Genomic DNA, 23,001 nt, shown 5'->3' on the forward strand with positions numbered 1-23,001 from the left:
CCCGCCGTGCAAGAGGGCATCGAGCGGCGGAAAGGTTGTCCCGTCCGACGGTCCGATCGCTCACATCCTGGTGGTACGCGGTTCTCATGACGCTCTCATGAAGGCGAGGCACCGTGGACCGGAATGCCGGAGTTCGGCGGAAACGCATGTCCGGTGCCCGTCCCCAGCCCCGAGGAGCCGCGCCCATGAACAAACCCCTGCGACGGGTCTCGGCATTCTGCCTCGCGCTGGTCCTGGTGCTGATGGTCTGGGCCACCTGGATCCAGGGCGCCAAGGCCAGCGACTACCGGGAGGACCCGCACAACCCCCGGGTGAACATCGCCAAGTACTCCGCGCCGCTGGGCAACATCCTCGTCGACGGCCAGCCGATCACCGGCTCCGCCGCCACCTCCTCCTCGCTCAAGTACAAGCGGACCTACAAGGACGGCGCGCTCTACGCCCCGGTCACCGGCTTCTCCTCGCAGATCTTCGGCAGCACCCAGCTGGAGAGCCTCTACGGCGAACTGCTCGGCGGCGCCGACAGCCGGCTCCAGAACCCCGCCGACACCCTGCTGCACGAGCGCCCCAAGGGCGGCGACGTGGCCACCACCATCGACGCCAAGGTGCAGAAGGCCGGTTACGAGGCGCTCGGCGAAAAGACCGGCGCGGCCATCGCGCTGGACCCGGCGACCGGGCGGGTCCTGGGCATGGTCAGCACCCCGTCGTACGACCCGGGGAAGTTCGCCGGCTCCTCCACCGCCGACCAGAAGGCGTGGCAGTCCCTGACGAACGACGCCGGCCAGCCGAACCTCAACCGCGCGCTGCGCCAGCCGCTGCCGCCCGGCTCCACCTTCAAGCTGGTGGTCGCGGCCGCCGCGCTGGAGAACGGCCTGTACTCCTCGGTGGACCAGCCCACCGACAGCCCCGACCCGTACACCCTCCCCAACACCCGCACCCAGCTGACCAACGAGAGCGCCTCGGCGCCCTGCAAGAACGCCACCATCCGCACCGCGCTCCAGTACTCCTGCAACACCGTCTTCGCGAAGATGGCCGTCGACCTGGGCAAGGACAAGGTGCGGGCGCAGGCCGAGAAGTTCGGCTTCAACGACGCCAAGATGGACGTCCCGGTGCGCGCCACCAAGAGCGTCTACCCCAAGGACATGGACCAGGCGCAGACCGCGCTCTCCGGCATCGGCCAGTTCGACGACCAGGCCACCCCGCTCCAGATGGCGATGGTCGCCTCGGCGATCGCCAACGGGGGCGACCTGAAGGCCCCGCAGATGGTCGACAAGCTCACCGACGGCGGCGGCAACACCGTCCAGCAGAACGACCCCAGGACCTACCGCACGGCGATGTCGAGCCGGACCGCCGCCCAGCTGCGCTCGGCGATGCAGACGGTGGTGGACAAGGGCACCGGGTCCAACGCGAAGATCGACGGGGTGACCGTCGGCGGCAAGACCGGCACCGCCCAGCACGGCGTCGACAACAGCGGCACCCCCTACGCCTGGTTCGTCTCGTACGCGGACGACGGCAAGGGCCACCAGGTCGCGGTCGCCGTCATGGTCGAGGACGGGCACGCGGCCCGCAACGAGGTCTCCGGCAACGGCCTGGCCGCCCCGATCGCCAAGGCGATGATGCAGGCGGCGCTGTCCTGACCGGGGCGGCGATCCGGGCGCGGGCCGGGCGGTGAGCGGCGCGGGGGCGGCGCAGGCCCGTTGTCGGTGGTGCCTCGTAGACTTGTCGTCGTGAGCGAGCGCCCCCAGAACGACGATCCCGACCCGACTCCCGACCCGACCGAAGCCTTCGACGAGATGGTCGAGGCCGAGACGCAACGCGACCCCGATCTCGCCGTGATCGAGGCCGGCAGCCGGACCCTGCGCGCGCAGGCCGGGCCGCCGCAGGGGGAGCAGGTCCCGGCCCGCCCCGCCGACCCGGAGATCGACCGCGCGCTGCGCGCCGTCGAGGAGGAGCTGGGCGGCCGCTGGGGCGAGACCAAACTCGACCCGTCGATCGAGCGCATCGCCGCGCTGCTGGACGTCCTGGGCTCGCCGCAGCGCGCCTACCCCTCCATCCACATCACGGGGACCAACGGCAAGACCAGCACCGCCCGCATGATCGAGGCCCTGCTCGGCGCCTTCGAGCTGCGCACCGGCCGCTACACCAGCCCGCACGTCCAGTCCGTCACCGAGCGGATCAGCCTGGACGGCAGCCCGATCTCCGCCGAGCGCTTCATCGAGACCTACCGCGACATCGCGCCGTACGTGGAGATGGTCGACGGGCAGCAGGATTACCGCCTCTCCTTCTTCGAGGTGCTGACCGCGATGGCGTTCGCCGCGTTCGCCGACGCCCCGGTGGACGTCGCGGTCGTCGAGGTCGGCATGGGCGGCACCTGGGACGCGACCAACGTCATCGACGGCGACGTCGCCGTGATCACCCCCATCTCGCTGGACCACACCGACCGGCTGGGCGAGACGCCCGAGCAGATCGCCGGCGAGAAGTCCGGGATCATCAAGAAGGACGCGACGGTCGTACTGGCCCAGCAGCCGGTGGACGCCGCCGCGGTGATGCTCAAGCGCGCGGTCGAGGTGGACGCCACGGTCGCCCGCGAGGGCATGGAGTTCGGGGTGCTCTCCCGCGAGGTGGCGGTCGGCGGCCAGATGCTGACCCTGCGCGGGCTCGGCGGCGAGTATCCGGAGGTCTTCCTCCCGCTGCACGGCGCCCACCAGGCGCACAACGCCGCGGTCGCGCTCGCCGCCGTCGAGGCGTTCTTCGGCGTCGGCTCCGACCACGCCCGCACCCTCGACATCGACACCGTCCGCTCCGCGTTCGCCGCGGTCAGCTCGCCCGGCCGGATGGAGGTGGTCCGGCGCAGCCCCACCGTCGTGCTGGACGCCGCGCACAATCCGGGCGGTGCCCGGGCGGCGGCCGAGACGGTCAGCGAGGCGTTCGGCTTCAGCCGGCTGATCGGCGTCGTCGGCGCCAGCGACGACAAGGACGTCCGGGGCTTCCTGGAGGCGTTCGAGCCGATCTTCGCCGAGGTCGTGGTGACGCGGAATTCCAGCCAGCGTGCGATGGATCCGGACGAGCTGGCCGCCATCGCCGTGGAGATCTTCGGCGCCGAGCGGGTCCAGGTCGAGCCGCGGCTGGACGACGCCCTGGAGGCGGCGATCACCCTCGCCGAGGAGGAGGGCGAGTTCTCCGGCGCCGGTGTGCTGGTGACCGGCTCGGTGATCACGGTCGGCGAGGCCCGGCTGCTCCTGGGAGGGAACTGACCATGCGCACGCTGTGTGCCAGCACCCTGATAGGGGAGTTCTTCGTGATCGGCTTCGCCGGTCTGGTCGCGATGCAGCTCACCGACATCTCCCGGGCCACCATCTGGATCGTCAGCGGCATCGCGATGCTGCTGAGCCTGCTGCTGTGCGGGATGCTGACCCGCCCCGGCGGGGTACAGCTCGGCTGGGCGCTGCAGATCGCGCTGATCGCCAGCGGCCTGGTCGTGCCCACGATGTTCTTCCTCGGCGCGGTCTTCGCCGCCCTGTGGTGGACCTCGGTCCACTTCGGCCGCAAGGTGGACGAGGCGAAGGCACGGTTCGCGGCCGAGTCCGCACCCACGACCTGAGCCCACGGACCTGCTTTTCCCCACCCACGACGGAAGGGGACGGGGCTGCGGGGCAGGGGTGAGCCGGACTGCTGCGCTTTACGTCCGGCTCACCCCTGCCCCGCAGCCCCGGCACCGCTGCCGAACAGCCCCGCGCAGCGGCACCGCCCGCCGCCAGGCGAAACGGCGCCGCACCCGGCAACGCACGAGGCGGCCCCGCCGCAGGCGCAACGCGGCGAACTCCCACGGTAGGGAAGCCGGCAGCGTACGCCCCGTACCCAGGCGATAGCCTGGCACCGCTGACCGTCGTTCAGATACAGGGAGTCCCTTCGTGAGCCAGCGCACCCTCGTCCTCCTCAAGCCCGACGCCGTCAAGCGCGGCCTGGTCGGCGAGATCATCCGTCGCATCGAGCGCAAGGCCAACTGGACGATCACCGCGCTGGAACTGCGCACCCTCGACCGCGGGGTGCTGGAGCAGCACTACGCCGAGCACGTCGGCAAGCCCTTCTACGAGCCGCTGGTGGACTTCATGTCCTCCGGGCCGGTCGTCTCGCTGGTCGTCGAGGGCGAGCGGGTCATCGAGGGTGTCCGCGCGCTGGCCGGTCCCACTGACCCGATTGCCGCGCCGAGTGGGTCCATTCGTGGGGACTTCGGAACGATCACCCGAGAAAATCTCATCCACGCCTCGGATTCCGAAGAGTCCGCCGAGCGCGAGATCAAGATTTTCTTCCCCGGGATTTCTTGATCCGAAGTCAACGGCCAACCCCCTTGTGACCAGGGGCGACCGGTGAAATCATCGGTCGCCCCTCGGTGTATTCGCCGCGAGCGGGGGAACGCGTTCCCGCGACACGACGTCACCATTAAGGGGGGCGGGTGCGTGTACGGCTGACAATGGCGGAACGGCCTCCCGCCGTGTTCGAGTGGGTAACACTACGAACTACGATGGGGGCTTCCGCGCCTCACAGCGCATCACCTCCTGCCGACCTCAAAGTAAGCATTCGCTCCAGTTGGGAAGGCCAGACGTATCCTCATGGGGAACAACATGTCGTTCATCGGCCGTGACATGGCTGTCGACCTCGGGACCGCCAACACGCTGGTGTACGTCAGGGGCCGGGGCATCGTCCTCAACGAACCGTCGGTCGTGGCCATCAACACCAACACCGGCGGCATCCTCGCGGTCGGCGCCGAGGCGAAGAAGATGATCGGCCGGACCCCCGGCAACATCGTCGCCGTACGGCCCCTGAAGGACGGTGTGATCGCGGACTTCGAGATCACCGAGCGGATGCTCCGCTACTTCATCCTCAAGATCCACAAGCGGCGCTATCTGGCCCGTCCGCGGGTCGTGGTCTGCGTTCCCTCCGGTATCACGGGAGTTGAGCGCCGCGCGGTCATCGAGGCGTCCACCCAGGCCGGTGCCCGCCAGGTGCACATCATCGAGGAGCCGATGGCCGCCGCGATCGGCTCGGGCCTGCCCGTCCACGAGGCCACCGGCAACATGGTCGTGGACATCGGCGGCGGCACCACCGAGGTCGCGGTCATCTCGCTCGGCGGCATCGTCACCGCCCAGTCCATCCGGGTCGCCGGCGACGAACTGGACAACGCGATCATCCAGCACATCAAGAAGGAGTACAGCCTCCTGCTGGGCGAGCGCACCGCCGAGTCCATCAAGATCACCATCGGTTCGGCGTACGACCTGGAGCAGGACGAGCACACCGAGATCCGCGGCCGCGACCTGGTCTCCGGCCTGCCGAAGACCGTCGTCATCTCGGCCGCCGAGGTCCGCAAGGCCATCGAAGAGCCGGTCAACTCCATCGTCGACGCGGTCAAGACGACCCTCGACAAGTGCCCGCCGGAGCTTTCCGGTGACGTGATGGACCGCGGCATCGTTCTGACGGGTGGCGGTGCACTGCTGCGCGGCCTCGACGAGCGGCTGCGCCGTGAGACGGGCATGCCCATCCACATCGCCGAGGACCCGCTCGACTCCGTCGCGCTCGGTTCCGGCAAGTGCGTCGAGGAGTTCGAGGCGCTCCAGCAGGTCCTGGACTCCCAGCCGCGCCGCTGACCCACCAGGTCCCGGCCCGTCGCGCGGACGTCACACGACGTTCGCGCGGGCCGGGCAGCATAGAGAAACGGCCGCTCCGTCCGGCGGATCGTCGGCCCATACGCAACGCCCCCACAGACACGGTGCACTGACGCTTCACCACCGCGCCGTCACAGCAAGGCACAATGCTCAACCCCCGAACGAGACCGGCGGGGCCCGCAGCCGGCCGGTCCTACGAGGAAGGACACGGCCGCCGCACGTGAGGGACACACGAGAGAGCCGGCTGCTGCTGGTGCTGCTGGTCGCGATCGCGTTCGCGCTGATCACGGTCGATATCCGAGGCGGCGAACAGTCCCCGCTCGACGGTGCCCGGCAAGCCGCCGCCTCCGCCTTCGGCCCGGTGGAGCGCGGCGTGGCCCGCGTCGTCAACCCGGTCGGCAACGCCGTCAGCGCGGTACGCGACTCCGGCGACCGGCACAACCGCATCAGCGAGCTGGAACACCAGAACGCCGCACTGAAGCTCAAGCTCGGCTCCCCGGACCGCAACCGCAACCGCGCCGCCGAACTCGACAAGATCCTCAAGACCGCGGCCACCGGCCAGTACGCGATCAAGGGCGCCGAGGTCATCGCCATCGGGTCCGCGCAGGGCTTCTCCTGGACCGTCACCATCGACGCCGGCAGCAGCGACGGCATCGCCCGCGACATGACCGTCCTCAACGGCGACGGGCTGGTCGGTCGGATCACCACCGTCACCCCGCACACCTCCACCGTGCTGCTCGCCGCCGACCCGGAGTTCACCGTCGGCACCCGGATGGAGAAGACCAACGAGATCGGTTTCGCCAACGGCCAGGGCGTCCGCTCGCTCCGCGTCGAGCTGCTCAACGGCCGGGCCGACGTCAAGAAGGGCGACCGGCTGGTCACCTTCGGCTCCAGCAAGGACAAGCCGTTCGTGCCCGGGGTGCCGGTCGGCACGGTCACCAAGGTCGAGCCGCTCAACGGCGATCTGACCCGCACCCTCCAGGTCCGGCCGTTCGTTTCCTTCTCGTCGCTCGACGTCGTCGGCGTCGTCGTCCAGCCGCCCCGCAAGGACCCGCGGGACACCGTCCTACCGCCCCCGGTCAAGCCCAGGCCGACGCCGACGGTCACCGTCACGGCCACCCCCTCCGAGAGCGCTTCACCCAGGAGCTGACCGATGCGCATCAACCGGATCCTGCTCGCCACCCCGCTGGTGGTGGTCGCCCTGATCATCCAGGTCAGCATCCTCGCTAGACTCCAACTGCCGGGCGCCGTACCGGATCTGCTGCTGCTGGTCGTGGTCGGCCTGGCCCTGGTCTACGGCCATGTCGGCGGCTCGCTCATCGGCTTCGGCGCCGGGCTGCTGGCCGACCTCGCCCCGCCCGCCGACCACGCCATCGGCCGCTACGCCCTGGTCCTGTGCGTCATCGGCTACGTCGCGGGCCTGACCAAGCCGGACAACGGCCAGCACCGCTCGGCGACCCTGCCGCTGGTGGTCGTGATCGGCGCGGCCATCGGCTCGACGCTGATGTACGCCGGGGTCGGCTCCCTGGTCGGCGACACCGCCGCCCGACACGTCGGCCTGGTCGGGCTGCTGCTCAGCGCCACGCTCTACGACCTGTTGCTCGCCCCCTTCACCGTTCCGCTGGTGATGGCGCTGGCGCGCAGGACGGAGCACGATCCGCTGGCCACCGACGCCGGCGGCACCGCCGGCGGCCTCGGTCGGCACGGCTGGGGGCGCGGCGACGGCCGCTCCGGTGGGGTCGGTACGTGGACCGGGGGCTGGCTCACGACCGGCACCGGCCTCAAAGCCAGCCGCAACGCGATGAAGGCGATCCGCACCGGCCGGGTTCCCAAGCCGGCCCGTGGCGGACGCACCAAGGGGGTCAAGGGCATCAAGGGGGTCAAGCGCCTGTGAGCAACATTCCGGAGACGGGGAAGACCTCCCGCGTCACCATCCGGCTGGTCGCCATCCAGATCCTGGTCTTCTCACTGCTGGCGACGCTCGGCGGCCGGCTGTGGTATCTCCAGATCCGCAACGGCCAGGAGTACGCGGCCAAGGCCAGGTCCAACCACGTCCAGCAGGTCATCGAGCCCGCCACCCGCGGCTCCATCCTCGACGCCCGCGGCGTGCCGCTGGCCGACAACCAGACCCGGCTCGTGGTCTCCGCCAGCCGCACCGACCTGCTGAAGATGAAGGACGACGGCAAGGCCGTGCTCGCCCGGCTGGCCAAGGTGCTGGGCATGCCCGCGCAGGAGATCCGCAACAAGGTCCGGCTCTGCGACTCCAAGACCCCGCAGCCCTGCTGGAACGGCTCGCCCTTCCAGCCGATCCCGATCACCGACAAGGCCACCACCCAGCAGGCCCTGCAGATCCGCGAGCGCTCCGAGGACTTCCCCGGCATCAGCGCCCAGCCCACCGCCGTCCGCCGCTACCCGGCGCTCGGCAAGTCCAACACCGCCCAGGTCCTCGGCTACCTCTCGCCGGTCACCGACGAGGAGATCCAGCGGGCCAAGAACGGCGCCTCGCCGCTGCTGCGCTCGGACCAGGTCGGCCGGTCCGGTCTGGAGCGGCAGTACGACACCTTCCTGCGCGGCAAGGCCGCCGTCACCCGCTACGAGGTCGACAACCTCGGCCGGGTCATCGGGCAGGCCAACAGCGACAAGGGCCAGGCCGGTTCGACCCTGGTCACCAGCATCGACGCCCGCGTCCAGGCCATAGCGGAACAGCAGCTCGACAAGGCCATGAAGGACGCCCGCACCCAGGTGGACCGGAACACCGGCACCAACTACAAGGCCGACTCGGGTGCCGTGGTCGTCCTGGAGGCGAAGACCGGCCGGGTGGTGGCGATGGCCTCCAACCCCACCTACGACCCCAACGCCTGGGTCGGCGGGATCTCCGGCAAGGACTACGCCAAGCTGACCGGCAAGGACTCCAACTACCCGCTGCTCAACCGCGCCATCCAGGGACAGGCCGCCCCCGGCTCGATCTTCAAGGTCATCTCGACCTCGGCCGCGGTCAACGCCGGCTACCCCTTCGACGGCCACTACCCCTGCACCAGCTCGTACAGCATCGGCGGCCAGGTCTTCCGGAACTTCGAGGGCGAGTCGCAGGGCGACATCAGCCTGGGGCGGGCGCTGGAGGTCTCCTGCGACACCGTCTTCTACCGGCTCGGCCACGAGGAGTGGAAGAAGGACGGCGGCGACAAGCCCGTCCAGGACCCCCGCGACTGGTTCTACAAGACCGCCCACCAGTTCGGCCTCGGCAAGGAGACCGGCGTCGACCTCCCCAACGAGGTCAAGGGCCGGGTCCCCGACCGCCAGTGGAAGACCGCCTTCTGGAAGGCCAACAAGGACAGCTGGTGCGCGCACCCCAAGGACGCCAATGACTACGTCTCCAAGCTCGCCCGGGAGAACTGCCTCGAAGGCATGAAGCTGCACGCCTACGACTCGATCAACTACGCCATCGGCCAGGGCGACACCCTCGTCACCCCGATCCAGATGGCGACGATCTACGCGGCGCTCTCCAACGGCGGCACCCTCTACAACCCCACCGTCGGCAAGGCCATCGTCAGCCCCGACGGCAAGTCGGTGCAGACGATCCGGCCGAAGTCGCACGGCCATCTGCCGGACACCCCGCAGACCCTCCGGCAGATCGACGCCGCGCTCCAGGGCGTCACCGAGCGGGGCACCGCCGCCTGGCGCTTCCAGGGCTGGCCGCAGGACAAGATCCCGATGCACGCCAAGACCGGTACCGCCGAGGTCTACGGCAAGCAGACCACCTCGTGGTTCGCGACGTACACCAAGGACTACGCGATCGTGATGACCATCTCCCAGGGTGGTACCGGCTCCGGCGCCTCCGGCCCGGCCGTCCGCAACATCTACAACGCGCTCTACGGCGTCAACGACAAGGGCGAGATCGACGACAAGGCCGCGCTGCTCCCCAGGCCGGAGAGCAAGCTGCCCAAGATCGAGAGCGACGGCACCATCCTCTCGCCGCCCATCAAGCCGCCGGCCGACCCGTCGCCGTCCCCCTCCGGGAGCCCCCAGCAGTGACCACGCCGCTCTTCTCCCGGACCTTCTCCGTCCGCCGCTACGCCCCGGACCAAGGCGTCTGGGGCCGGCTGACGGCGCGTGACTCCGTGGTGCGCAGACTGGACTGGATACTGCTGCTGTCCTGCCTGGTGCTGTCCCTGATGGGATCGATCCTGGTCTTCTCGGCGACCCGCAACCGCACCGAACTCAACAAGGGCGACGAGTACTTCTTCTTCGTCCACCACCTGCTGAACACCTCCATCGGCATCGCGCTGGCCGGCGGCACCATCTGGCTGGGCCACCGCACCCTGCGCGGCGCCGTCCCGGTGCTGTTCGGCGCCTCGGTGCTGCTGGCGGTGCTGGTGCTGACGCCGCTGGGCGCCACCATCAACGGCTCCCGTTCGTGGCTCGCGATCCCCGGCGGCTTCTCGCTCCAGCCCGCCGAGTTCACCAAGATCACCATCACCCTGGGCATGGCGATGATCCTGGCGGCCCGGGTCGACGCCGGCGACCGCCCGCACCCCGACCACCGCACCGTCGTCCAGGCCCTGGGGCTGGCCGCCATCCCGGTGGGCGTGATCCTCCTGATGCCCGACCTCGGCTCGGTGATGGTGCTCGGCGCCATCATCCTCGGCGTGCTGCTCGCCAGCGGCTGCTCCAACCGCTGGATCCTGGGCCTGCTCGGCACCGGTGTCGTCGGCTGCGTGGCCATCTGGCAGCTCGGGCTGCTGGACGCGTACCAGATCGCCCGGTTCGCCGCGTTCGCCAACCCGAGCCTGGACCCGGCCGGCGTCGGCTACAACACCAACCAGGCCCGGATCGCCATCGGCGGTGGCGGGTTGACCGGCTCCGGCCTCTTCCACGGCAGCCAGACCACCGGCCAGTTCGTCCCCGAGCAGCAGACCGACTTCATCTTCACCGTCGCCGGCGAGGAACTCGGCTTCCTCGGCGCGGGCCTGATCATCCTCCTGCTCGGCGTGGTGCTGTGGCGCGCCTGCCGGATCGCCCGCGAGACCGGCGAGCTCTACGGCACGATCGTGGCCGCCGGTATCATCGCGTGGTTCGCCTTCCAGGCGTTCGAGAACATCGGGATGACCCTGGGCATCATGCCCGTCACCGGTCTGCCGCTGCCGTTCGTCTCCTACGGCGGCACCTCGATGTTCGCGGTGTGGATCGCCATCGGTCTGCTGCAGTCGATCCGCGTCCAGCGCCCGGTCTCCGCGTCCCGTTGACCGCGCGGCACCGCCGCGGGGTCAGCGTCCGGTGCGCAGTTCGAACCACAGGGACGTGGTGTGCGGCGGCCCCTCGAACGGGGTCGTCCCCCAGTCGTCGGCGAGCCGGCTGATCAGCAGCAGCCCGTGCGCGGGGTCCCGGTCGCCGGGCACCCAGGGGGCTCCTCCCGGTCGAGCGAGGTCGGGGCCGGGGGACCGTCGGAGGCCCTCGGAGGACGGCGCGGGGATCACCGCCGCGCCCTCGTCGTGCACGCTGATCCGCAGGCCGTGCGCCGCGGTCAGCACCCGCAGCAGGATGTCCGCGGAGCCGGGGGTGCGCAGATGGGCCCTGGTGACCGCCTCCGAGGTGAGCAGGACGGCGGTGTCCCGGAGGGCGGCGAGCGGGCCGTGCCGCAGCAGGGCCCGGACGAAGTCGCGGGCGGTCTTCGGGACGCTGGGCCGGCTCGCCGCGGTGAGCAGGTACGGGCGCGCTCCGGCCGCGACGCGGAGGGGCGGCCGGGCGAGGGCTGCGGTGTCGGGGTGCACGGTTTCTCCCGGTGTCGATCGAGACGGTTACCACGCTGTGTGGGCGTCCTGTCACACACCGTAAGACACCGTGTGTCGGCGATGCCACCCGTTCCGGGCGCGGACCGGTGTCGGACGGCTGGTCGGGGTCGTGGTGGCTGACTAGATTCGATGCATGGCCGACACCGTGCGGGAGATCGAGCGGAAATACGAGATGGCCGAGACGGGCGCGGCCACCCGGATCGACGCCGACCACCTGCCCGACCTGACCCGCGCCGGCCGGGTCGCGACCGTGACGGAGCGCGGCACCCGGGCCCTGGACGCCGTCTACTACGACACCGCGGACCAGCGCCTCGCCGCGGACGGCATCACCCTGCGCCGGCGCACCGGCGGCACCGACGCGGGCTGGCACCTCAAACTCCCGGTCGCGCTCCCCGAGGTCACCGGCGCGGTGCGCGACGAGATCCGCGCCCCGCTCTCCGACGCCCCGCCCCGCGAGCTGACCGCGCTGGTCCGCTCCCGGACCCGCGACGCCCCGCTGATCCCCCTCGTCCGGCTGCGGACCCGGCGCACGGTCCACGACCTCGAAGATGCCGCCGGCCGTCCGCTCGCCGAGGTCGCGGTGGACGACGTACGGGCCCGTCGGCTGCACCCGGAAGGGGCGGCGCGCACGGCCCGCTGGCGGGAGATCGAGGTCGAGCTGGCCCCCGGGAGCGGGCGCGGCGCGGGGCAGAAGCTGCTGGACGAGGTCGAGCGGGTGCTGACCGGGGCCGGCGCGCGCCCCTCCGCCGCCCCGTCGAAACTGGCCCGCGCCCTGGCGGAGACCTCGCCGGAGGCCGCGCGGGAGGGCGCCGCGCGCCCCGCCGCCGCGGACGCCGACCGCCCCCGCCGCACCGCCGGCGACGTCGTGCTCCGCTACGTCCGTGCCCAGGTGCGGGCGATCGTCGAGCTGGACCCGGCGGTCCGGCGCGACCTGCCCGACGCGGTGCACCAGATGCGGGTCGCCACCCGCCGGCTGCGCAGCGCCTTCCGCTCGTACGCCAAGGTCCTCGACCGGGCCGCCACCGACCCGCTGGGCGTCGAACTCAAGTGGCTGGCAACGGAGTTGGGGGCTGGTCGGGACCAGGAGGTGCTCGCCGACCGGCTCTCCGCGGCCCTGGCCGAGGTGCCCCGCACGCTGCGGCTGGGACCGGTGTCGGCCCGGCTGCGCAGCTGGTCGGCCCGGCACCGAGCAGGGGCCCGCGAACGGCTGCTCGCCGCCCTCGACGGCCCGCGCTACCTCGCCCTCCTGGAGAACCTGCACGCCCTGCTCGGCGCCCCGCCGCTGCGCCGCCCCGCCGCCCGTCCCGCGCCCCCCGTCGTCGCCGGCGCCGTCCTCAGGGACTACCGGCGGCTGGCCCACCGCATCGAGGTCGCCCTGGACACCCCCGCCGGCCCGGCCCGCGACGAGGCGCTGCACAGCGCCCGCAAGGCCGCCAAGCGCATCCGGTACGCGGCCGAGGCGGCCAGCCCGGCGCTCGGACGCCCGGCCCGCGCGTTCGTCCGGCGCACCAAGCAGGTGCAGCAGCTGCTCGGCGACCACCAGGACAGCGTGGTCGCGCGCGCCGCGCTGCGCGAGCTGGCGACCCAGGCCCGCCGGGCCGGCGAGAGCGGATTCACCTTCGGCCTGCTCTACGGCCGGGAGGAGGCCCTGGCGGCCCGCGGCGAACGGGAACTGCCCGCTCTGTGGGCGAAGGTCTCCCGTCCCCGGTACCGGGCGGCGCTGCGGGCCTGAGCGGGGCCCGCGCCGCCCGCTCGACGGCGCAGGCCGGAGCGCCGACCGCGAGATCTCCGTGCCGAGGGGTGACTCCGAGCGGGTTACGCTTGTGAGTCGCCCCCTTGTCCGTCCACGAAGGTTCGAGATGTCCGAGTCGGTTTTCCCGCAGCTCGAAGCTCTGCTCCCGCACGTGCAGAAGCCCATCCAGTACGTCGGTGGTGAGCTGAACTCCACCGTCAAGGAATGGGCGGAGTGCGACGTCCGCTGGGCACTCATGTACCCCGACGCCTACGAGGTCGGGCTGCCCAACCAGGGCGTCATGATCCTCTACGAGGTCCTCAACGAGCAGGACGGCGTCCTCGCCGAGCGCACCTACAGCGTCTGGCCGGACCTCGAAGCGCTGATGCGCGAGCACGAGGTGCCCCAGTTCACCGTGGACAGCCACCGGCCCGTCGGCGACTTCGACGTGTTCGGCCTGAGCTTCTCCACCGAGCTCGGCTACACCAACATGCTCACCGCCCTGGACCTCGCGGGCATCCCGCTGGAGGCCAAGGACCGCACCGAGGACCACCCGGTGGTCCTGGCCGGCGGCCACGCCGCGTTCAACCCCGAGCCGATCGCCGACTTCCTCGACTGCGCGGTCATCGGCGACGGCGAGCAGGCGGTCCTGGACATCACCAGGATCATCCGGGAGTGGAAGGCCGAGGGCCGCCCCGGCGGCCGCGACGAGTTGCTCTTCCGCCTCGCCAGGACCGGCAACGTCTACGTCCCCAAGTTCTACGACGTCGAGTACCTCGGCGACGGCCGTATCGCGCGTGTCGTGCCGAACCGCTCCGGCGTCCCGTGGCGGGTCTCCAAGCACACCGTCATGGACCTCGACGAGTGGCCCTACCCCAAGCAGCCGCTCGTCCCCCTGGCCGAGACCGTCCACGAGCGGATGTCGGTCGAGATCTTCCGTGGCTGCACCCGCGGCTGCCGTTTCTGCCAGGCCGGCATGATCACGCGCCCCGTACGGGAGCGAAGCATCACCGGCATCGGCGAGATGGTGGACAAGGGCCTGAAGGCCACGGGATTCGAGGAGGTCGGCCTGCTGTCGCTGTCCTCCGCGGACCACACCGAGATCGGCGACGTGGCCAAGGGCCTCGCCGACCGGTACGAGGAAGACAAGATCGGTCTGTCGCTGCCGTCGACCCGGGTCGACGCCTTCAACATCGATCTCGCCAACGAGCTGACCCGCAACGGCCGTCGCTCCGGTCTGACCTTCGCCCCCGAGGGCGGCAGCGAGCGGATCCGCAAGGTCATCAACAAGATGGTCTCCGAAGAGGACCTGATCCGGACCGTCGCCACCGCCTACGGCAACGGCTGGCGCCAGGTGAAGCTCTACTTCATGTGCGGTCTGCCGACCGAGACCGACGACGACGTCCTGCAGATCGCGGACATGGCGACCAAGGTCATCGCCAAGGGCCGCGAGGTCTCCAAGTCCAACGACATCCGCTGCACCGTCTCCATCGGCGGTTTCGTCCCCAAGCCGCACACCCCCTTCCAGTGGGCCCCGCAGCTCTCCGCCGAGGAGACCGACGCCCGCCTGGCCAAGCTCCGCGACAAGATCCGCGGCGACAAGAAGTACGGCCGCTCCATCGGCTTCCGCTACCACGACGGCAAGCCCGGCATCGTCGAGGGCCTGCTCTCCCGCGGCGACCGCCGGATCGGCGCGGTCATCCGCGCGGTGTACGACGACGGCGGCCGCTTCGACGGCTGGCGCGAGCACTTCTCCTACGACCGCTGGATGGAGTGCGCCGAGAAGACGCTGCCCGACTTCGGTGTGGACGTCGACTGGTACACCACCCGCGAGCGCACCTACGAGGAGGTCCTGCCCTGGGACCACCTCGACTCCGGCCTCGACAAGGACTGGCTCTGGGAGGACTGGCAAGACGCCCTCGACGAGACCGAGGTCGAGGACTGCCGCTGGACCCCGTGCTTCGACTGCGGCGTCTGCCCGCAGATGGACACCCACATCCAGATCGGCCCGACGGGCAAGAAGCTGCTGCCGCTGACCGTCGTCAAGTAGCCGTCGCCGCGCGCCGCGGTGTGCGCCTCCGGCCCGGTCCCGCCGTCGTGCGGGGCCGGGCCGGAGCCGTACGTGCCGGGCGATCGGGGAGCGCGGCGGGGTTTTCCGGGTCCGCCGAGCGGAGAAGCTTCGGTATCGGACCTCCGCGTGCGGGTGGTGTCCGGGCCGTCGCCGGCCCACCCGTCCGAATGGATTTCACCGGGTGGCGAGGCCGCCGGGAGGCCACCGGGCGCCCCGGCGGGAACCGGCCGCGGGCGTGGCACGTACTCTAGGTAAAGACGTCCGGGCACGACGTGTCCCCGCCACGCGGGGGTGGCCCGGACGGGGCGGCACCAGCCGCGCCCTGACACCAAGGAGAAGTAACACTGGGCAAGCGACAGCCCGAAGGCCCGCCGCCCGCACCGGCGGTGCAGCGCATCCGACTGCGCTACACCAAGCGCGGCCGCCTCCGGTTCACCAGCCACCGCGACTTCCAGCGCGCTTTCGAGCGGGCGCTGCGCCGCGCCGAGGTCCCCATGGCCTATTCGGCGGGCTTCACCCCGCACCCCAAGGTGTCGTACGCCAACGCGGCGCCGACCGGTACCGGCAGTGAGGCCGAGTACCTGGAGATCCAGCTCACCGAGCGCCGCGAGCCGGAGACCGTCCGCGCTCTGCTCGACGCGTCCCTGCCCGACGGCCTCGACGTGACCGACGCGGTGGAGGCGCACACCAGCGGTCTCGCCGATCGGCTGCAGGCGTCGGTGTGGGAGATCCGGCTCGACGGGGTCGCCGCCGAGGAGGCCGGGCGCGCCGTCGAGGCGTTCCTCGCCGCCGACGAGGTGCAGGTCGAGCGCCGCACCAAGAACGGCATGCGGAGCTTCGACGCCCGGGGTGCGGTCGCGCACCTGGAGACCGTCCCGGTCCCGGGCGATAGGCCCGACGGCAATGCCTGTGCGATACTGCGGCTGGTTGTTCGGCATCTGACACCTGCCGTTCGACCCGACGACGTCCTGTCCGGCCTCCGGGTTACGGCCGACCTGGCGCCGCCGGTCCCCGCAGCGGTGACCAGGCTGGCGCAGGGGCTGCTCGATGAGGAGACCGGCACGGTGACCGACCCGCTGGCGCCCGACCGCGACGCTGCCACGGCCGCTCCATCCACGGCCGCTGAGCTGAGTACCGCGACGGTGCAGGGCGGGGCCTCCCCGGCCACTTCCGGGGACGGCACTGCGTAGGACGCGTCGTCGCGTCGCCGATCAACCAGGGTGCCACCCCGGTCCGGCGGACGCACTGACCAGGAGACTTTCGCCGGCCCGGTCCACGGGCCCGGCGAGCGAGACGACAGCTCCCGTGCGGCGCCCGCGCCCCGGACAGCGGAACCGCGCCCAGCGCGCGGACCGCGACCGGAATCAGGCGCGGCGCCCGGGAGCGTGACGGGAGAACCGCCCGCATGCTCGAATCTATTGAGCCCACTGAATCCACGCGGTCCGCGGACCGTGAGGGTGACAACAACAATTCGCCCAGCGACACGCTGCCGCCGCGCCGCCGGCGCCGCGCGGCCTCCCGGCCGGCCGGCCCTCCGGCCGCTGCCGCCGCCGAGAAGGCCGCGGTCGTGACCGACGCCCCGCCGGCGTCGAGCGGGACCTCCGCCGGAGCGACCGACACCGCACCCGCCGCCGCGCAGCCCGCCGCCGACGAGGAGCGGCCGGCCCGCCCGCGCCGCCGGGCGACCCGCAAGGCGACCTCGCCCGCCGGGCCCGCGCCCGAATCCGCCGAGGCGCCCGCCGCTGCCGTCGAGGAGGCTCCGGCCGCCGCTGTCGAGGAGGAAGCGCGTCCGGCGCGTGCGCGTCGCCGCGCCACCCGTAAGGCGACGGCTCCGGCCGCCACCTCGGAGTCGGTCGTCGAGGAGAGCCCCGCCGCCGAGGCGCCCGCCGCTGCCGTCGAGGAGACTCCGGCCGCCGCTGTCGAGGAGGAAGCGCGTCCGGCGCGTGCGCGTCGCCGCGCCACCCGTAAGGCGACCGCTCCGGCCGCCACCCCGGAGCCGGTCGTCGAGGCGCCCGCTGCCGAGGAGGCCGCCGAGGAGGAGGAAGCGGAAGAGGCTCCGGCCGCCGCTGTCGAGGAGGAGGCGCGTCCGGCGCGTGCGCGTCGTCGTGCCACCCGTAAGGCGACGGCTCCGGCCGCCACCTCGGAGCCGGTCGTCGAGGCGCCCGCCGCCGAGGAGGCCGCCGAGGCCCCGCGTCGCCGGTCGCGTCGCCGTGCCGAGCGGCCCACGGAGGCCGCCGCGCCCTCCGCTGCAAGCACCGGCTCCACCGGAGCGGCTGACGCCGCGCGCGCTGCCGCGCCCGCGGCCCGCACCGAGGAGGAGCCTTCGACCGAGGCGCCGGCGCGCGGTCGCCGCCGGGCGCAGCGGCCGCCGACGGCCGTCTTCCAGGCCCCGGTCTTCGCCGAGCCGATGTTCCAGACGCCCGAGAGCGCCGCCGCCGAGCACGCCGCCGCCCGCCAGGAGGCGGAGTCGCCCGTGGAGGCGCCCGAGGAGGCGCCGGCGGGTGCCTCGCGTCGCCGTCGCCGTCGTCGCGGCGAGCCCGCCGAGGCCGAGCCGATGGCCGCCGCGCCGGCCGAGGAGCCGTCCGCCGGTGCGAGCACCGGCCCCGCCGCGGCGCCCGCTGCCGAGGAGGTCGCCGAGGTCGCCGAGGTCGAGGAGGTCGAGGAGGCCGAGGAGGAGCACGCCGAGGCCGAGGAGGGCGAGCGTCCCTCGCGCCGTCGCCGTCGTGGCGGCCGTCGTCGTCGCCGCGGTGACCTGGCCGAGGGCGCGGAGGAGCAGCCCGCCGAGGGCGGCGCGGCCGAGGAGCCGGGCGCCGAGGAGGACGAGGAGGTCGCCGAGGGCGAGGAGCTGACTGCCGAGGAGCAGGCGGAGGGCACTGCCAGCACCAGCAGCAGCCGTCGTCGTCGGCGTCGCCGCCGGCGCAGCGGTGAGCCCGCCGAGGGCGAGAGCACGCACGCCGACGACCCGGAGCGCACCGTCGTCAAGGTCCGTGAGCCCCGCAAGAAGGACGAGGGCACCGGCGCCGACGAGGTCCAGTCCATCAAGGGCTCGACGCGCCTGGAAGCCAAGAAGCAGCGCCGCCGCGAGGGGCGCGAGCAGGGCCGCCGCCGGGTGCCGATCATCACCGAGGCGGAGTTCCTGGCGCGCCGGGAGGCCGTCGAGCGGGTGATGGTGGTCCGCCAGAGCGGCGAGCGCACCCAGATCGGCGTCCTTGAGGACAACGTGCTCGTGGAGCACTTCGTCAACAAGGAGCAGGCCACCTCGTACGTCGGCAACGTCTACCTGGGCAAGGTCCAGAACGTTCTGCCGTCGATGGAGGCCGCCTTCGTCGACATCGGCAAGGGCCGCAACGCCGTGCTGTACGCCGGCGAGGTCAACTTCGAGGCGCTGGGCATGGCCAACGGGCCGCGCCGCATCGAGGCCGCGCTGAAGTCCGGCCAGTCCGTCCTGGTGCAGGTCACCAAGGACCCGATCGGTCACAAGGGCGCCCGGCTGACCAGCCAGGTCTCGCTGCCCGGCCGCTACCTGGTCTACGTGCCCGAGGGCTCGATGACCGGTATCAGCCGCAAGCTCCCGGACACCGAGCGGGCCCGGCTGAAGCAGATCCTCAAGAAGATCGTCCCCGAGGACGCGGGCGTCATCGTGCGCACCGCCGCGGAGGGTGCGAGCGAGGACGAGCTGCGCCGGGACGTCGAGCGGCTGCAGGCCCAGTGGGAAGAGATCCAGAAGAAGGCGAAGGCGGCCTCCACCGGCTCGCCGAGCCTGCTCTACGGCGAGCCGGACATGACCGTCCGGGTCGTCCGCGACATCTTCAACGAGGACTTCTCCAAGGTCATCGTCAGCGGTGACGACGCCTGGCAGACCATCCAGGGCTATGTGTCGCACGTGGCGCCGGACCTCGTGGACCGGCTCCAGCGGTGGACCTCCGAGGTCGACGTCTTCGCGACGTACCGGATCGACGAGCAGCTGATGAAGGCGCTGGACCGCAAGGTCTGGCTGCCCAGCGGCGGTTCGCTGGTGATCGACAAGACCGAAGCCATGGTCGTGATCGACGTCAACACCGGGAAGTTCACGGGTCAGGGCGGCAACCTCGAGGAGACCGTCACCCGGAACAACCTGGAGGCGGCCGAGGAGATCGTGCGCCAGCTGCGGCTGCGCGACCTGGGCGGCATCGTCGTCATCGACTTCATCGACATGGTCCTGGAGTCCAACCGGGACCTGGTGCTGCGGCGCCTGCTGGAGTGCCTGGGCCGGGACCGCACCAAGCACCAGGTGGCCGAGGTCACCTCGCTCGGCCTGGTCCAGATGACCCGCAAGCGGGTCGGCCAGGGCCTGCTGGAGTCCTTCTCCGAGCAGTGCGTGCACTGCAACGGCCGCGGCGTGATCGTCCACGTCGACCAGCCGTCGGTCGGTGGCAAGCGCAAGAAGAAGGGCAAGGCCGGGGCGAACGGCGCCCAGCCGGAGCAGCCCGTCGAGGTCGTCGCGGAGGCCGCCCCGGCGGAGGAGGCGCTGCCGGAGCTGGAGCCGGTCGCGGTGACCGAGGCGCAGCTGCAGCCGACGGTGGACGGCACCGACGAGTGGTTCGGCAGCGCCGCGGAGGCCGAGGCCGCCGCCACCGGGCGAGGCCGTGGCCGTCGCCGGGTGAGCCGGAAGGTGTCGGCGCCGGCGGGTGCGCCCAAGGCCGCCGAGGAGGCCGCCGCGATCGTGCTGCCGGCCGCCGAGCCGGAGCCCGCTCCGGAGCCGGTCGCCGAGGTGCCGGCGGCGGAGCCCGCTGCCGCCGCGGAGCCCGCGCCGTCCCGTCCGCGTCGTCGGGCCACCCGTCGGGCGTCCGCTCCGGCCGGTTCGCCGGAGGCCGTGGTGGGTGAGGCCGCGGGGACGATCGTGATCAGCGCCCCGGTCGCCGAGCCGACGCCCGAGGTGGTCGCCGAGACCCCCGAGCAGCCCGTCGAGGCGGCGGAGGTCGCCGAGGCCGCCGAGCCGGCGCCCGCGGCGAAGAAGACCGTGAAGAAGGCGGCGGCGAAGAAGACCACGGCCAAGAAGGCGGCGGCGAAGAAGACCACCGCCAAGAAGACGGCGGCGAAGAAGACCACCGCCAAGAAGGCCGCGGCCAAGAAGACCACCACGAAGAAGACGACGACGAAGAAGGCGGCGGCCAAGAAGACCGCGTCGGCGGAGGGCGCGGCGTAAGCCGCTCCAGTGGAGCCGGCGCTTGCGCCGGGGGCTTCCGCCGCGGAGGACTGAGCAGTGCCCGGCCCCGGACCGTCGCGAGGCGGTCCGGGGCCGGTTTGACCCCCTGGCCGAGGCCCCGTAACCTTGACCGTCGGTGTCTGTGTGACACCACCCCTTCTGAGCACACACCTCTCGGCCCTGCCGAGGGAGGCCGCTCGTCCCACCCGTCATCCACGGGTCGGATTCCACGGGACGTCCCTGAGCCCGTGAGAGTAGCTGGCATCAGAGGATCGAAACCTAGCGAGAGAGAGTTCCGCGTGTACGCGATCGTGCGCACCGGCGGACGCCAGCAGAAGGTTGCTGTTGGCGACGTCATCGAAGTTGACCGCATTTCCACCAGCAACGTCGGGGACACCGTCGAGCTCTCCACGCTGCTGGTCGTCGATGGTGACGCGGTCACCAGCGACCCGTGGGTCCTGGCCGGCGTGAAGGTCCAGGCCGAGGTCGTCGACCACCACAAGGGCGACAAGATCCGGATCCAGAAGTACAAGAACAAGACCGGTTACAAGAAGCGGATCGGCCACCGCCAGCTCCACACGGCGCTGAAGATCACCGGCATCGACGCTCCGGCGAAGTAAGGGACTGAGGAGACATGGCACACAAGAAGGGCGCATCGTCCACTCGGAACGGTCGCGATTCCAATGCTCAGCGGCTCGGCGTGAAGCGCTTCGGCGGTCAGGCCGTCCTCGCCGGTGAGATCCTGGTCCGCCAGCGTGGCACCCACTTCCACCCGGGCACGGGCGTCGGCCGCGGTGGCGACGACACCCTGTTCGCCCTGCAGCCCGGTGCGGTGCAGTTCGGCACCTTCCGCGGCCGCAAGGTCGTGAACATCGTCCCGATCGCCGAGTAATTCGGCCGGAGACGACACACGTCGACAGCACGTCAGGGGCGGACCGCCTCTTCCCGCGTCATGCGGGAAGACCGGTCCGCCCTTGCGCGTTATGAACAAGAACAAGACACACCCGCCGTGCGCACGGCATCACCGGCACGGTCACGCACAACAACCCCGCTGATCTGGAGGCATCCCCACCATGACCACCTTCGTGGACCGCGTCGAGCTGCACGTCGCCGCGGGTAACGGAGGCCACGGCTGCGCCTCCGTACACCGGGAGAAGTTCAAGCCGCTCGGCGGCCCCGACGGCGGCAACGGCGGCCGCGGCGGTGATGTGATCCTGGTCGTCGACCAGGACGTCACCACGCTCCTCGACTACCACCACCACCCGCACCGCAAGGCCACCAACGGCCAGCCGGGCGCGGGCGACAACCGTGAGGGCAAGAACGGCACGGACCTGATCCTGCCGGTGCCCGACGGCACGGTCGTCCTCGACGGGAACGGCGAGGTGCTGGCCGACATGGTGGGCCAGGGCACGCGGTTCGTGGCCGGCCAGGGCGGTCGGGGCGGCCTGGGCAACGCCGCGCTGTCCTCGGCCCGCCGCAAGGCCCCCGGCTTCGCGCTGCTCGGTGAGCCCGGCGAGGGCCGGGACATCGTGCTGGAGCTGAAGACCGTCGCGGACGTCGCGCTGGTCGGCTACCCGAGCGCCGGCAAGTCCTCGCTGATCTCGGTCCTCTCGGCCGCCAAGCCGAAGATCGCCGACTACCCCTTCACGACGCTGGTGCCCAACCTCGGCGTGGTGACCGCCGGTGAGACGGTCTACACCATCGCCGACGTCCCCGGCCTGATCCCCGGCGCCAGCCAGGGCAAGGGCCTGGGCCTGGAGTTCCTGCGGCACGTCGAGCGCTGCGAGGTGCTGGTCCACGTCCTGGACACCGCCACGCTGGAGTCGGACCGCGACCCGGTCTCCGACCTCGACGCCATCGAGGAGGAGCTGGGCCAGTACGGCGGCCTCGGTGACCGGCCGCGGGTGGTCGTGCTGAACAAGATCGACATCCCGGACGGCAAGGACCTCGCCGACATGATCCGCCCGGACCTGGAGGCGCGCGGCTACCGCGTCTTCGAGGTCTCCGCGGTCGCCCGCCAGGGCCTCAAGGAGCTGTCCTACGCGCTGGCGGAGATCGTCGCCACCGCGCGCGCCGCCAAGCCGGTCCAGGAGGCCACCCGGATCGTGATCCGCCCCAAGGCGGTCGACGACGCGGGCTTCACGGTCACGCAGGAGGGCGAGGGCTTCTTCCGCGTCCGCGGCGAGAAGCCCGAACGCTGGGTCCGCCAGACCGACTTCAACAACGACGAGGCCGTCGGCTACCTCGCCGACCGGCTCAACCGCCTCGGTGTGGAGGACGCGCTCCTCAAGGCGGGTGCCCGCGCCATGGACGGCGTGGCGATCGGCCCCGAGGACAACGCGGTGGTCTTCGACTGGGAGCCGACGGTGTCGGCCGGCGCCGAGATGCTCGGCCGCCGTGGCGAGGACCACCGGTTCGAGGCCCCGCGCCCGGCCTCCCAGCGCCGCCGCGACCGCGACGCGGCGCGCGACGAGGCGCAGGGCGAGTACGACGGCTTCTCGCCTTTCTAGGTCGTTTCCGCAGGCGCGCCCCGGCCCGACGGGTCGGAGCCGCACACCGCACGCGGG

17 protein-coding genes are annotated in these 23,001 nt (G+C 71.8%); 16 read left to right on the forward strand and 1 reads right to left on the reverse strand.

Annotated features, from left to right (window positions below; genetic code table 11):
* Positions 1–185: 185 nt before the first annotated feature.
* The 9 genes from SNOUR_RS26120 (at position 186) to SNOUR_RS26160 (ending at position 10,900) form a co-directional block, all read left to right on the forward strand.
* Positions 186–1,634 carry a peptidoglycan D,D-transpeptidase FtsI family protein gene (locus tag SNOUR_RS26120; protein ID WP_067351606.1) on the forward strand — a complete coding sequence of 483 codons (1,449 nt, stop codon included), beginning with the start codon at positions 186–188 and terminating at the stop codon, positions 1,632–1,634.
* A 90-nt stretch (positions 1,635–1,724) separates the two neighbouring features.
* On the forward strand, positions 1,725–3,251 hold the full coding sequence (folC, locus tag SNOUR_RS26125; RefSeq protein ID WP_067351609.1) for a bifunctional tetrahydrofolate synthase/dihydrofolate synthase: 1,527 nt from the start codon (positions 1,725–1,727) through the stop codon (positions 3,249–3,251).
* Between the two features lie 2 nt (positions 3,252–3,253).
* Complete coding sequence (locus SNOUR_RS26130) at positions 3,254–3,598, forward strand: DUF4233 domain-containing protein (protein WP_067351611.1); 345 nt, start codon at positions 3,254–3,256, stop codon at positions 3,596–3,598.
* Positions 3,599–3,908: 310 nt separating this feature from the next.
* The gene (gene ndk / locus SNOUR_RS26135; RefSeq protein WP_067351614.1) at positions 3,909–4,322 is read left to right on the forward strand and encodes a nucleoside-diphosphate kinase; all 414 of its coding nucleotides are present in this window, start codon (positions 3,909–3,911) and stop codon (positions 4,320–4,322) included.
* A gap of 297 nt (positions 4,323–4,619) precedes the next feature.
* Positions 4,620–5,639 (forward strand): rod shape-determining protein, encoded by a 1,020-nt coding sequence (locus tag SNOUR_RS26140; RefSeq protein WP_003985182.1) that lies wholly within the window; start codon positions 4,620–4,622, stop codon positions 5,637–5,639.
* Positions 5,640–5,877: 238 nt separating this feature from the next.
* Positions 5,878–6,807: a rod shape-determining protein MreC gene (gene mreC / locus SNOUR_RS26145; RefSeq protein WP_039636424.1), complete on the forward strand. Its 930-nt coding sequence runs from the start codon at positions 5,878–5,880 to the stop codon at positions 6,805–6,807.
* A gap of 3 nt (positions 6,808–6,810) precedes the next feature.
* A complete protein-coding gene (gene mreD / locus SNOUR_RS26150) occupies positions 6,811–7,551 on the forward strand; it encodes a rod shape-determining protein MreD (RefSeq protein WP_067351617.1) in 741 nt (246 codons plus the stop codon).
* The gene (gene mrdA / locus SNOUR_RS26155) at positions 7,548–9,689 is read left to right on the forward strand and encodes a penicillin-binding protein 2 (protein ID WP_067351620.1); all 2,142 of its coding nucleotides are present in this window, start codon (positions 7,548–7,550) and stop codon (positions 9,687–9,689) included. The genes mreD and mrdA overlap by 4 nt, the downstream gene beginning before the upstream one ends.
* Positions 9,686–10,900: an FtsW/RodA/SpoVE family cell cycle protein gene (locus tag SNOUR_RS26160; protein ID WP_067351622.1), complete on the forward strand. Its 1,215-nt coding sequence runs from the start codon at positions 9,686–9,688 to the stop codon at positions 10,898–10,900. Before mrdA ends, SNOUR_RS26160 begins: the two co-directional genes overlap by 4 nt.
* 21 nt (positions 10,901–10,921) lie before the next feature.
* Here the strand turns inward: SNOUR_RS26160 and SNOUR_RS26165 are convergent, their stop codons facing one another.
* Positions 10,922–11,425 carry an ATP-binding protein gene (locus tag SNOUR_RS26165; protein ID WP_067351625.1) on the reverse strand — a complete coding sequence of 168 codons (504 nt, stop codon included), beginning with the start codon at positions 11,423–11,425 and terminating at the stop codon, positions 10,922–10,924.
* Between the two features lie 154 nt (positions 11,426–11,579).
* On the opposite strand from SNOUR_RS26165, the gene SNOUR_RS26170 reads away from it, so the two are divergent.
* The 7 genes from SNOUR_RS26170 to obgE all read left to right on the forward strand — a co-directional run bounded on the left by SNOUR_RS26170 (position 11,580) and on the right by obgE (position 22,944).
* The gene (locus SNOUR_RS26170) at positions 11,580–13,178 is read left to right on the forward strand and encodes a CYTH and CHAD domain-containing protein (protein ID WP_067351627.1); all 1,599 of its coding nucleotides are present in this window, start codon (positions 11,580–11,582) and stop codon (positions 13,176–13,178) included.
* Between the two features lie 127 nt (positions 13,179–13,305).
* Positions 13,306–15,228: a TIGR03960 family B12-binding radical SAM protein gene (locus SNOUR_RS26175; protein ID WP_067351629.1), complete on the forward strand. Its 1,923-nt coding sequence runs from the start codon at positions 13,306–13,308 to the stop codon at positions 15,226–15,228.
* Positions 15,229–15,635: 407 nt separating this feature from the next.
* Positions 15,636–16,439, forward strand: a complete 804-nt coding sequence (locus SNOUR_RS26180; RefSeq protein ID WP_067351632.1) for a TIGR03936 family radical SAM-associated protein — start codon at positions 15,636–15,638, stop codon at positions 16,437–16,439.
* A 215-nt stretch (positions 16,440–16,654) separates the two neighbouring features.
* Positions 16,655–20,434 carry an Rne/Rng family ribonuclease gene (locus tag SNOUR_RS26185; RefSeq protein WP_067351635.1) on the forward strand — a complete coding sequence of 1,260 codons (3,780 nt, stop codon included), beginning with the start codon at positions 16,655–16,657 and terminating at the stop codon, positions 20,432–20,434.
* A gap of 299 nt (positions 20,435–20,733) precedes the next feature.
* Positions 20,734–21,054 (forward strand): 50S ribosomal protein L21, encoded by a 321-nt coding sequence (rplU, locus tag SNOUR_RS26190; protein WP_067351638.1) that lies wholly within the window; start codon positions 20,734–20,736, stop codon positions 21,052–21,054.
* Positions 21,055–21,068: 14 nt separating this feature from the next.
* Positions 21,069–21,326: a 50S ribosomal protein L27 gene (gene rpmA, locus SNOUR_RS26195; RefSeq protein ID WP_039636444.1), complete on the forward strand. Its 258-nt coding sequence runs from the start codon at positions 21,069–21,071 to the stop codon at positions 21,324–21,326.
* A gap of 181 nt (positions 21,327–21,507) precedes the next feature.
* Positions 21,508–22,944, forward strand: coding sequence for a GTPase ObgE (obgE, locus tag SNOUR_RS26200; RefSeq protein ID WP_067351641.1), 1,437 nt, complete (start codon positions 21,508–21,510; stop codon positions 22,942–22,944).
* Positions 22,945–23,001 lie beyond the last annotated feature (57 nt).

Source organism: Streptomyces noursei ATCC 11455 (genome assembly GCF_001704275.1).
Classification (GTDB): domain Bacteria; phylum Actinomycetota; class Actinomycetes; order Streptomycetales; family Streptomycetaceae; genus Streptomyces; species Streptomyces noursei.